At 68.7% G+C, this 11,227-nt stretch carries 14 protein-coding genes; 11 read left to right on the top strand and 3 right to left on the bottom strand.

The genetic code is table 11. From position 1 onward, the window contains the following. Positions 1 to 38 precede the first annotated feature (38 nt). From EKO23_RS15280 to EKO23_RS15235, 11 genes are all read left to right on the top strand, one after another. The gene (locus EKO23_RS15280) at positions 39 to 1,568 is read left to right on the top strand and encodes a S8 family serine peptidase (protein WP_134718801.1); all 1,530 of its coding nucleotides are present in this window, start codon (positions 39 to 41) and stop codon (positions 1,566 to 1,568) included. A gap of 181 nt (positions 1,569 to 1,749) precedes the next feature. Then, the gene (gene ffh, locus EKO23_RS15275) at positions 1,750 to 3,303 is read left to right on the top strand and encodes a signal recognition particle protein (protein WP_134718799.1); all 1,554 of its coding nucleotides are present in this window, start codon (positions 1,750 to 1,752) and stop codon (positions 3,301 to 3,303) included. Between the two features lie 91 nt (positions 3,304 to 3,394). Beyond that, positions 3,395 to 4,327 (top strand): tyrosine-type recombinase/integrase, encoded by a 933-nt coding sequence (locus tag EKO23_RS15270; RefSeq protein WP_134718797.1) that lies wholly within the window; start codon positions 3,395 to 3,397, stop codon positions 4,325 to 4,327. Positions 4,328 to 4,344: 17 nt separating this feature from the next. Further along, the gene (locus EKO23_RS15265) at positions 4,345 to 4,761 is read left to right on the top strand and encodes a hypothetical protein (protein ID WP_134718795.1); all 417 of its coding nucleotides are present in this window, start codon (positions 4,345 to 4,347) and stop codon (positions 4,759 to 4,761) included. Positions 4,762 to 4,869: 108 nt separating this feature from the next. Next, positions 4,870 to 5,145: a hypothetical protein gene (locus tag EKO23_RS15260; RefSeq protein ID WP_134718793.1), complete on the top strand. Its 276-nt coding sequence runs from the start codon at positions 4,870 to 4,872 to the stop codon at positions 5,143 to 5,145. 102 nt (positions 5,146 to 5,247) lie between these two features. Continuing rightward, on the top strand, positions 5,248 to 5,502 hold the full coding sequence (locus EKO23_RS26705; protein WP_425464400.1) for a zinc finger domain-containing protein: 255 nt from the start codon (positions 5,248 to 5,250) through the stop codon (positions 5,500 to 5,502). After that, complete coding sequence (locus tag EKO23_RS15255) at positions 5,499 to 6,284, top strand: hypothetical protein (RefSeq protein ID WP_134718791.1); 786 nt, start codon at positions 5,499 to 5,501, stop codon at positions 6,282 to 6,284. The genes EKO23_RS26705 and EKO23_RS15255 overlap by 4 nt, the downstream gene beginning before the upstream one ends. A gap of 330 nt (positions 6,285 to 6,614) precedes the next feature. Further along, a complete protein-coding gene (locus EKO23_RS15250) occupies positions 6,615 to 6,965 on the top strand; it encodes a hypothetical protein (RefSeq protein ID WP_134718789.1) in 351 nt (116 codons plus the stop codon). Continuing rightward, complete coding sequence (locus EKO23_RS15245) at positions 6,946 to 7,572, top strand: hypothetical protein (protein ID WP_134718787.1); 627 nt, start codon at positions 6,946 to 6,948, stop codon at positions 7,570 to 7,572. The genes EKO23_RS15250 and EKO23_RS15245 overlap by 20 nt, the downstream gene beginning before the upstream one ends. Further along, positions 7,569 to 7,913 (top strand): hypothetical protein, encoded by a 345-nt coding sequence (locus EKO23_RS15240; protein ID WP_134718785.1) that lies wholly within the window; start codon positions 7,569 to 7,571, stop codon positions 7,911 to 7,913. The genes EKO23_RS15245 and EKO23_RS15240 overlap by 4 nt, the downstream gene beginning before the upstream one ends. Next, positions 7,910 to 8,119, top strand: a complete 210-nt coding sequence (locus EKO23_RS15235; protein ID WP_134718783.1) for a hypothetical protein — start codon at positions 7,910 to 7,912, stop codon at positions 8,117 to 8,119. Before EKO23_RS15240 ends, EKO23_RS15235 begins: the two co-directional genes overlap by 4 nt. A 30-nt stretch (positions 8,120 to 8,149) precedes the next feature. Here the strand turns inward: EKO23_RS15235 and EKO23_RS15230 are convergent, their stop codons facing one another. From EKO23_RS15230 to EKO23_RS25345, 3 genes are all read right to left on the bottom strand, one after another. Beyond that, positions 8,150 to 8,902, bottom strand: a complete 753-nt coding sequence (locus EKO23_RS15230) for a potassium channel family protein (protein ID WP_134718781.1) — start codon at positions 8,900 to 8,902, stop codon at positions 8,150 to 8,152. A gap of 216 nt (positions 8,903 to 9,118) precedes the next feature. Then, positions 9,119 to 10,219, bottom strand: coding sequence for a DUF2971 domain-containing protein (locus EKO23_RS15225; RefSeq protein WP_134718779.1), 1,101 nt, complete (start codon positions 10,217 to 10,219; stop codon positions 9,119 to 9,121). Between the two features lie 791 nt (positions 10,220 to 11,010). Then, a complete protein-coding gene (locus EKO23_RS25345; RefSeq protein WP_167880499.1) occupies positions 11,011 to 11,175 on the bottom strand; it encodes a hypothetical protein in 165 nt (54 codons plus the stop codon). Between the last annotated feature and the right edge of the window lie 52 nt (positions 11,176 to 11,227).

Here is an 11,227-nt window from a genome sequence, read left to right as displayed (position 1 = left end):
GCGCGTTTTCTCGGAGTCACTCTCGGAAAGGACCACCCATGTCCCCACGCCTCACCCGGCGTCGTACCGTCGCGTCCGTCGCCACTGGCGTCGCCGTCGCGACCGCCCTGCTCACCGGCCTCGGGAACGCCACCGCGGCCCCGGCCGACGAGCCCACCTCCACGCCCGTCCCGATCGCCACGCCCGACGGTGTCGTCTCGAGCTACCTGCTCAACGCCCACCAGGCCACCCCCGGCCAGACCCGGCTGCTCGAGCGGGCCGTCACGGACGCGGGCGGCGTCGTCGTCCAGTCCTGGCCGCAGATCGGCGTGGTCGTCGCCCATGCCCAGGTCTCGACGTTCCGCGACGACGTGCGCGCCGCCGCCGGCAACGCGCTCGAGTCCGTCGGCGCCACCCGCACCGTCCCCGTGGTCGAGGGCACCCCCGAGGGTGTCCAGTCGCCGTGGGGCCCGGGCTCGTCGGACTACCAGAAGGACGCCAGGAAGGACTTCAACGGCGACGTCGGCGGCGAGCAGACCACCGCGACCACCACGGACCCGCGCGAGGCGGAGCAGTGGGACATGCAGATGATCAAGGCGGACCGGGCGCACCAGATCACCGACGGCAGCCGCAACGTGCTCGTCGGCGTGCTCGACTCGGGCATCGACCCCGACCACCCGGACCTGGCGCCGAACATCGACGTCGCGGACTCGGTGAACTGCACCGACGCCGGGCGTCCGGACACCTCGGCCACCGGCTGGTACCCCACCACGAGTGACCACGGCACGCACGTCGCCGGCACCATTGCCGCGGCCCGCAACGGCACCGGCATCGTCGGCGTCGCGCCGAACGTGCGGATGGCTTCGGTGAAGGTCGTCAACGACGGCGGCTTCATCTACCCGGAGTACGCCGTCTGCGGCTTCATCTGGGCCGGCCTGCACCACATGGACGTGACGAACAACAGCTACTACGTCGACCCCTTCATGTACTACTGCGAGGACCAGTCCGACCAGTACGCCGCCAAGGAGGCCGTGCGCCGCGCGGTCGCGTGGTCGACCGACCGGGGTGTCGTGCACGCCGCGGCGGCCGGCAACGCCACCACCGACCTGAGCAACAACACGACCGACACCTCGAGCCCGGACGACAGCAAGGCCGTCACCCGCACCATCAACAGCGGGTGCCACGACATCCCGACCGAGCTTCCCGGCGTCGTGACCGTGTCCGCGGTGACGAAGACCGGTTCGCTGGCCTACTTCTCCAACCGAGGTCTCGGGATCATCGACGTCGCGGCCCCGGGCCGGTCGATCCTGTCCACGATCGTGGCCGGCAACGGCTACGGGCTGAAGAGCGGCACGTCGATGGCCTCGCCGCACGTCGCCGGTGTGCTCGCGCTGATGAAGTCGGTGCACCCGACCTGGACGCCGGCGCAGATGCTGGAGAAGCTGCGTGGCCAGGCCGACGACCGGGCCTGCTCGCCGGCCGAGCCGCACCCGACCGGGGGCAGCAACGGCCCGGCCTGCGTCGGGTCCGCGGCGGACAACAGCTACTACGGCGAAGGCGTCGTCGACGCGCTCGACGCCGTGAGCTGACCCACCCGCAGCACGCACGGAGGCCGCGCCGCCAGCCCCGGTGGCGCGGCCTCCCGCCGTACCGGGGCCTCCGGCGACCGCCGTACGGTGGGTCGGATGGGCCGTCGAGTCCGCACCGGGCGGGTCGCCCGGTTACCCTTGACCCTCGACCGTCCCCGTCGACCGAACCCAGGACGCACTCTTGTTTGCAACACTCTCCGACCGCCTCGCGGACACCTTCAAGAACCTCCGAGGCAAGGGCCGGCTCTCCGAGGCGGACATCGACGCCACCGCCCGCGAGATCCGCATCGCCCTGCTCGAGGCCGACGTCGCGCTGCCCGTGGTCAAGGAGTTCGTGGGCGCGGTCAAGGAGCGGGCCCGCGGCGAGGAGGTCAGCCAGGCGCTGAACCCCGCCCAGCAGATCGTCAAGATCGTCAACGAGGAGCTCGTCGAGATCCTCGGGGGCGAGACCCGGCGGCTGCGCTACGCCAAGTCCGGCCCGACCGTGATCATGCTCGCCGGCCTCCAGGGCTCCGGCAAGACGACGCTGGCCGCGAAGCTGGCCTTCTGGCTCAAGGAGCAGGACAAGTCACCGTTGCTGGTGGCGGCCGACCTCCAGCGGCCCAACGCCGTCAACCAGCTCCAGGTCAACGGCGAGCGGGTCGGCGTACCCGTCTTCGCGCCGGAGCCGGGCAACGGCGTCGGTGACCCGGTCGCGGTGGCCAAGGCGTCGGTCGAGGAGGCCAAGCGCACCCTCCACGACGTCGTCATCATCGACACCGCCGGCCGCCTCGGCATCGACGCCGAGATGATGAAGCAGGCCGCCGACATCCGCGACGCCACCCAGCCCGACGAGGTGCTGTTCGTGGTCGACGCGATGATCGGCCAGGACGCGGTCAACACCGCGCTCGCCTTCCAGGAGGGCGTGGGGTACGACGGCGTCGTCCTCACCAAGCTCGACGGCGACGCCCGCGGTGGTGCCGCGCTGTCGGTCGCCTCGATCACCGGCAAGCCGGTCATGTTCGCCTCGGCCGGCGAGAAGATGACCGACTTCGACCTGTTCCACCCCGACCGGATGGCCTCGCGCATCCTCGACATGGGCGACATGCTCACCCTGATCGAGCAGGCCGAGAAGGCCTTCGACCAGGAGCAGGCGCTCAAGGCCGCCGAGAAGCTCACCAGCACCGGCGACTTCACCCTCGACGACTTCCTGCAGCAGATGCAGCAGATCCGCAAGCTCGGCTCGATGTCGAAGATCATGGGGATGCTGCCCGGGATGGGCCAGTTCCGTGAGCAGCTCGACAACTTCGACGAGCGCGAGATCGACCGGATCCAGGCGATCATCCAGTCGATGACGCCGGCCGAGCGTGAGAACCCGAAGCTCATCGACGGGTCGCGGCGGCTGCGCATCTCCAAGGGCTCCGGCACCCAGGTCTCCGACGTCAACCAGCTCGTCGACCGGTTCTTCGAGGCCCGCAAGATGATGCAGCAGATGGCCAAGGGCGGCGGCGTACCCGGGATGCCCGGCATGCCGGGGCTGCCCGGGGCCGGTCGCGGCAAGGTGAAGCAGAAGGCGCAGAAGGGCAAGAAGAAGCGCGTCTCCGGCAACCCCGCGAAGGCGGCCCAGCAGCGGGCCGCACAGAAGGAGAAGGCCACGTCGACGGGCAACCCGTTCGGCAACCCGGACGGCATCGACTACGAGACCGCGGCCTCGAACCTCGACCTGCCCAAGGACTTCTCCAAGTTCCTTAAGTAGCCCGAACTCGAAAAAAGGCTCTGACCTGCGGAAACACTGAGGTATAGCGGCCCAGTTGCCTCGCACAACGCTTCTACTTAAGATATCCGGTGTGACCGCGACACCCCTCACCCCCGCCGACCTGACCGCGCTGCTCCCGTCCTGGGAGATTCACTTGGGCGCCGAGCGCAAGACCCCGGGCACGATCAAGACCTACACCGACGGGGTGCGCCCGTTCCTGGCCTGGTGCGAGTCCGGCAACGTCGACCCGCTGCACCGGGTCAGCCTGGAGAAGTGGACCACCGAACTGCTGGACTCCGGGCGCTCCGCCTCCACCGCCAAGACCCGGATGATGGGCGTGCGGCACTTCTCCCGCTGGCTGGCCGAGGAAGGCGAGATTGACGCCGACCCGTTCCTGCGGATGCAGCCGCCCAAGGTCGACCAGCCGGTGGTCCCGGTCCTCACCGACGACCAGCTCCGCGCCCTGGTCAAGGCCTGCCAGGCCACGAGTGCCGAGGAACGCGCCGGACTCAAGTCGCTGCGGCACCGCCGCGACGAAGCCATCGTGCGGGTGATGGTGGAGACCGGGATGCGGGCCAGCGAGTGCGTGAACATCGAGACCGGCGACGTGAACCTGTCCGAGCGAACCATCGTGGTCCGCCGCGGCAAGGGCGGACGCGGCCGGACCGTGGCGTTTGGCCCGGAGGCGGCCCGAGCGCTGGACCGGTACCTGCGGGTGCGGCGCCAGCACCGGCTCGCGGACACCCCGCCGCTGTGGCTGGGCGACCGCGGCCGGGGCCTGGCCTACGCCGGGCTCTACTACGCCCTCGAGCAGCGAGCCGCCGCCGCGGGCATCGCCGGGCTGCACCCACACATGCTGCGGCACACCTCCGCCGACCGGTGGATGGCCCGGGGCGGCTCCGAGACCGGACTGATGGCCTCGCACGGCTGGTCCTCCCTCGACATGGTGCAGCGCTACGGCCGGGCCAACCGGGAGCGCCGGGCCATCGAGGAAGCCCGCCGCCTCAACCTGGGCGACCTGTGAGCCCTGCCCCGCCCTCCATGGTCGCGCTGGAGGCACTGGACGGGATCACCGCCCACCGGAGCAACGCCGACGGCGGCGAATGCGTGCGGCAACTCGCGGCCGCGTGGTGCGCAGTCGGGAACCGGCAGGTGGCCGGGGTGTACGTCGTCGACAACGACGTATGGCTGTGGCTGGAACGCCTGCGACTCTCGCTGTCGCACGTGCCTGCCGCGTTACTGCCCGACCGAGTCCCGCGTGACGGCCTGCCCAGACGCGTGGTGTGGCTGCGTAGCGTGTCCACCCCACACCCGCCCGACTGCCGGTGCGAGTCGGCCGGGGAACAGTGGGTGACCTGCCGGTGCTGCAACGCAGACCAGCGGATTGCCTACCGATGCACCGACGAACTGGCCGTCAGCAAGGGCAACCCCTTCCCCCGGCAGCACAACGGCGACTAAGGTCGAACGCACAACGCACCGCCTGGCGTGGACCACGCCGTCTCCCGCCTCGACCGGCCCCGGGCAAGCCGACTGAGGACGTTCCCACGAAACGGGAGTCCGCTGGCCATGCCCACCACGTCATCCCCGAGCCCGGCTGAGCGTCGCCTCGCCGGGCAGATTGCCGCCCACGAGTCGTGGGCCCGCACCCCCGACCGCGCCGCCCGAACCGCCAAGGCACGCGCCGCGTTCTTCCAGAAGTTCCTCGATGAGGCAGGCGGCGACCCTGTCCGGGCCGAACACCTCCGGATGGCGCACTACGCCCGCCTCGCCCTGGCCTCCGCCAAGGCCCGCCGCAAGAGCCAGTCCGAGCCGGTCCCGTCCGACGGGGGAGTCGAGGGATGACCGGACACGCTGCGACCCGGAACGCGGCGGTGGCCGGGTCACGGAACCCGGCCACTGCCCACTGCTGCGATCCCCGACACGAGAGGAAGGGGGTTGCTTTCCATGACGATACGCGCACCTGAGCACCCCTGCGGCTGTGACTGCTCACGGCCGCACCCGCCGCCCGGCGACTATGACGCCGCGGCCTCCCGCATCCGCGAGGCGTTCGGTTGGCCGCCCCGACAGACCGGGGCCCTGCGTGCCGCCTGCCCGTGGTGTGGAGCTGGCCCATGGGCCCGGTGCTGTCGGCGCCAGCCGTGGGGTGGTCGGGTTCCGCTGCGCGGCGTGCACCCGTCCCGACTGGAGGCGACGGCATGACCTGGCTGAAACTCTCGGACGGCTTTACGCGCCAACCGTCCATGCTGCGCCTATCCCGTTCGGCGCGATACCTGCACATCGAGGGGCTGGAGTATTGCAACGAGCAACTGACCGACGGCTACCTGCCACGCAACGCGCTGGGCCGGGTCACCGACGACCCTGACCCCGAGTCGTCGGTGGCGGCTCTCGTCGTTGAGGGCTTGTGGCAGCCGGTGGGCGACGAGGGCTGGCAGTTGGACTGGTCGGACCAAGAGCGTGCCGTCGCCGTGCGCCGTCGCAAGAAGCAGAACGCCGAGCGGCAGGCCGCATGGCGGGAGCGTCGCGACTTGCACAAGGCGGGCGACCACTCCAAGTGTGACCCGACTCGCTGTCCATATCTCACGCGTTATGTATCGCGTGACGTAACGGACAACGAGACGCGTGACGAAACGCGTGAGGGAACAGGTTCCCCGCCTGTCACGCGTGACGTGACGGATGACGAGACGCTCGACGTAACGCGTAACGCAACGCCGCCCCGTCCCCTCCCGACCCGACCCGACCCGTCCCGTCCCGTCCCGAAGGGACAGGGACAGGGACAGGGACAGGGACAGGGGGCGGGGGGTCCGGTGCCGGGCTCCGCTGGGGCTCCGCCCGACCCGCCCCCGCAGAAGGACAAACCCCCCGGCGTCAGCGACGCTGACTGGTACCGCAAGCGCAACCGCGGCGGCACCTGTGACTGCGAGTCCAGCCGCGGCTACGACCCCGAAGGCGAGTGCTTCGACTGCGGGGGTGACAAGCCGTGAGCCTCACCGCCAGCCACGTCGGCCAGACCATCCGCGCCACCCCGACCGGGCCGTGCACCGCTAGCTGCCGGGACTGCAGTGCCACCATGCGCCGAGACCGGCAGCGTGGTCGTCCTCTCGCCCGCAAGCGCCGCGCTGAGGCGGCGCAGGGTGCCCACCAACGCGCCCGCGCCCAATGGGCGGCCATCGGCAAGGCCACCCGACCGGTGCCGGACCGCGAGCCGCTGCGCACCTGCGACACCGCGGACGCCCGCCCGGCGCGCTGGCGCGGGACCGGCTCGGGGCCACGGTCCTGGGCCACGCCCACCACCACGACGAAGGAGACACGCTATGACCACCCCGGACCTGCGCTGGCGTTTCCGCGCCCGAATCCTAGGCCTAGCGGACGATCCGCCGATTCGCCGGCTGCCCGGGTTCACCTATGCCGGCCTGGCGGCCGTGGCCGCGCTGATCTCCGGCGCCCGTCCGGACCTGACCAGCGTCCCCGCTGTTGACCGCGTGTGCGAGTTCACCGGCCTGTCACCAGCCGAGGTTCGGAGGTCGCTGGCATGGGTCGAGACCGTTGGGCTGGTCGAGCGCATCGGCGTGGACGGGCACTGCACCGACTTGTGGCGGCTGTTACTGGCCCCGCAATCAGAAACCCACCGGAAGGAGAACCGCCATGACCACACCGAAGACTGACGCCCCGGCGCCGCCACGTGACTACGGGAACGGCGATGAGTGGGCCACAGACGGCCCTTGGGGCGTCCCCGAAGACCTGTGGCCCTACTACGCCACGGCCGAGCCGTCCGACGTTCAGAAGGCCGGATACATGACCTACGGCGCGTCCGTCGTGGAGAACGTCGAACACCAAGTCCAGCGGCTGGTGGCGTCCGGCCGGGACGACGGGGAACCCGTCACCGTCGCCGAAACCCGCGTGGTGCCGACACTCGTCGACATCGCCGGGGCCAGCGGGTACCGGCCGTGGCTGCACCGAACCCGGCTCACCATCGCCCAACACGCGAAGCGCCGTGCAGACATCCTGGCCGCCAGCGAAGCGCGTTGGCGCCGGTGCTCGGTATGCGGCACCCGGTCCCCGTCCGTTCGCACCGCCAGTGTCCGAGTCGCCGCCAACATTCCACGACTCAACGTCACCGGGTGCCCCGACTGCCTGCCCGTACTGGAGGACAACGCCCGCGCCGCGCTTACCGAACGGGCCGCCGATCACCGACTTCACGACGGGCACCGGGTGGGGGACGTGGCCGCCGACGTGGTGGCCGGGTTACTTACCAAGGACGGTGCGTCATGACGTACCGCTACGGCTACGATCCACCGTTGCGTGACCACGTGACGATTGACGGCACCCCGCCCCGTTCCGCCATGTCGCCTGTCGCCGTGCAAGATCTGAAGGTGAAGGCCGCCATGGCCCAATCCCGGCACGCCGAAGCCAGCCGCCGCGTGGCCGAGCTGGAAACCCAAGTGCGGGAACTGACTGGCCGCGTCGACCACCTGGAGCCCCCGCCCGCCCCCGAGCCCGAGTCCGAACCCGGGTCCCGGCTACGGCCCGCCAAGAGTCAACGTCCGCCGCTGACCGGGGACGACGTGGCGTGGGTGCTGGATGGCTGGCGAGGGAACGGGTGGCAAGCATGACCGCCCAACCCCACCAGCCCGAGCCCTGGCGCCCACCACGACGACGACACCCCCGCCGCCGCCCCGACCCGGCACGGATCACCGGCGACCCCAAGCCCAGCGGCGCACCCCGGCTACAGATGAAGTACGACACCGCCGACGGTCTCGACGCCGACGACGTGGCCGCCATCATCGGCCGGTGGCGCGCCCATGACTGGACCGACTGAGCCGAGCCGGGCCACACGAGATCGCCCGCATCACGAGGGCGGGCCCTGGCTCTCTCGTGCGATCAACAGGGCCCGCAGTTCGGCAACCTCGGCGGTCAGCGCCTGCATGTCCCGTTGCGTCGCTGCCGAGGCTTCTTCTTCAACCTCGGCAACTCGTTCGATCAGCCAGGAAGCGAATGAAGCCGTGACGACCCCGATCAACGCGATTCCGGCCACCATCAGCCCGGCGGCAATCAGCCGCCCTTGCGGGGTCACCGGGAAGTGGTCGCCGTAGCCGACCGTGGTCACCGTCGTAAGCGCCCACCACAACGCGTCGCCGAAAGACGTGATGGTCGCGCCATCGGCGCCGCGCTCGGCGTCCAGCATCGCCAACGAAGCGACGAATAGGACCAAAATCGAGGACCCCACGACGTAGACCGCTACGCGCCCGCGCAGCGACGACCCGGCGTGGCGATTGAGCACAGCTAGGACCGTGACCAGCCTGAGCAACCGCAGGGGTCGCAGCATTGGTAGCACAACCGCGCCCAGGTCCACGATGTTGCCCCGCATGAACGCAGCCCGGCGGCGACTCAGGTAGAGCCGGGCGACGTAGTCGACCAGGAACAGCGCCCACGCGGCGCCGATCACGATGTCGAACACGGGTCGGTCACGGACGGACGGGTCAAGGATCGGCCAGGCATAGGCCACGAGGTAGATCAGCGACGCGACCGTGAGCGGCAGGCTGGTTCGGCTCTCCCACCGGATGCGGCGCGACTCGTAAATGGTGTCGGGTTGGGTGGTCACGCCCCCGACGCTAGAAGGATCGCCCCTTGTGGCGTGCGAACTCGCGCCCGTGATGCCGATTTTGGTAGTGGCAGACGGCCAGACCGGGGCCCCGCTTGCGCATGTACCCGCTGGGGGTATCTACGACTGGCCGGAGTCCGTGGGCACGTGTGTACCCCCGCCAATAATTGGCCGACCCCACTTCTGCCAGGCCCAAAGCGGTCTGGCAGGTCTTTCCTAAGGCCTGAGTGGTATCTCCGACACGCTGAGGTCCGTGTGCATCCCGTACCCGTGTGATTCGAGGAACATGGACAGTGACTCCATCGCCAAGCCCGGGTTCAGGGTTGGACCTTGTCTCACCTCCCACAGCGGCAGGCGCCCGTGGAAGACCCCAGCCTGGTCTTGGAGGGGCAGTTCGACATATGGCACCAGGCCAAGAGCGGATTTCCGGAACAAGAGGTTCAACCCCTCAGCATCCGATTGGGGGAAGAAGCTTGCCGGTGGCCTTGGCGGCATGTTCATCCCTAGCCTTTGCATCTGCTCATCTGCGTCCCTAAGCGTTGCCTCAGTCCTGAGGTGTGAGAGAAGGCTGAGTTCCTCCCGCACGTTGACCATCTTGATGAGCCGCCACTCCTGTTCCTCACGAAACGTGGGGTGCTTGAAGCACAATTGCTGCTCAGCAAGTGCCTCTTGAAGCGCCCAGATGGCTGGGTAAGGAAACAGCTCGTTGATGTCGACGGCGCCTTTGTCCAGCAGCGTCTGCGCGGTCGCCAGCCACGCGTCGACGGCGGCCGCAACAGCGGAGCGTTGCTCCTCCCGCCCGTAGACAACCTTCCTCAGAAAGGTTCGCGGCGGCAGTCGATCCGCCATCGACATCACGCGAAGATCGAATCCCAGGGAGACCCCGGCCTGCCCCGTTCCATACCCCCTCCACTGGGAAAGCAGATCTTCCTCTTCGCAGAAGCATGCAACAAACGGTCGGCGCCCATACTCAAACGTGTCGGTGAAGCCCCGACGTGTTGGAAGTGCATTTTTGAGCGTTTCGTCGGAGACATTCGCAATCCGCTCCTCCACTACGTCGTCAACCAGGTCGACGGCATATGACAACTCTGAGGAGTCGTTCATGAATCGAACATCAGAAGCCCAGAGGGCGTTCGCGCCCACGATCCCCATTAGTCCATCGATTGTCGTGTAGTGATAAAGCCGTTTCGGGACCTGCGCCTGCCGCGAAAGCCAGTTTGAATAGTTGTCGCTCTGGTCTTGGCTGAACGCCACCATCAGTTCTTCGATCAGTCGCGCACGGCTCCCTGGATTCTCGTTCGAGTCCTCATTTGCCACTCCTGCATCATCCCCCTGCGGCTGGCCGTCCGTGACCGAACAGCGTAGCTGCGGCGACGGCAGGTCAGGGCGGCAGGTGCGGGTGCGTGAAGATGGTTCTCTTGCATTCGGGGCGTGTTCTTGCGGCCCGCGGGATCGTGTTTAGGACGGCCACGCCCGCGGCTGAACCCCCACGGTCAAGATTCTTGACGGCGAGAGGTGCAACCCCCGTACACCGACCCGTGTCGTGGACGTGGTGAGCAACTGTTGGGATGACGAATCCGACGAGGCTCCGCTAACGGGACAGGCAGAAGAAGTCCGTGCTGACGCTCAGCGGGAAGGCTGAGTACTCGATCCAACTCACGCCGGTGACGACCTTGGCAGGCACGCACGAGGCCATGGTGGGTACTCGCCCCTCAACCTTGCTCAATCGGACATCAAGGTTGTCCAAGTCATGGCGATCCTGCCACGACATCTCACCGGTGGGACCCTGCGGGCCGCGCACCCCTTGTGGGCCCACCTGGCCCGGATTGCCATCCTGTCCGGCCGCGCCCGCAGGCCCCTGCGGGCCGACGAATTGCTCCCGGAGCAGTATTGCCGAAGTCACTGCTCCGACGCCCCCTGCGATGAGCGACAGGACCAACGCTCCCGCTGCTAGCCCCCAACGATTCATTGACGGAATGTACGGCGCCGACCCGAACGGCGCTCGCACATTCCGGGAAGATCCCCCGTTCTAGGCACTGCGCTCCGACGTCGCGCCTGGAACGTGGACGCCGCTCCCGGGGATGCATTCGACGATCGGGGGTGGCAGGTCAGGACTTTGGCGCGTCCGGCAAGGGCTCGTTGGCACGGCGCGCATCCCGCGCATCTTGAGCGCGTGCCACGTCAGCGTCGAGGATGGCGTGGAAGACCGCCTTGCGGATCACGATGTAGGCCACAAGCAGGAACAGTGCAGCAAGAAAGACGAGAGCGATCACAGCGGAAGGCTACAAACAGGGTCAGGCTTGCGCGGCGGTTTCGCGTTGGTCA

The sequence above is a fragment of the Nocardioides guangzhouensis genome (assembly GCF_004519545.1).
GTDB classification, from domain to species: Bacteria; Actinomycetota; Actinomycetes; order Propionibacteriales; family Nocardioidaceae; genus Nocardioides; species Nocardioides guangzhouensis.
This window is presented reverse-complemented; position numbering and strand designations above follow the sequence as displayed.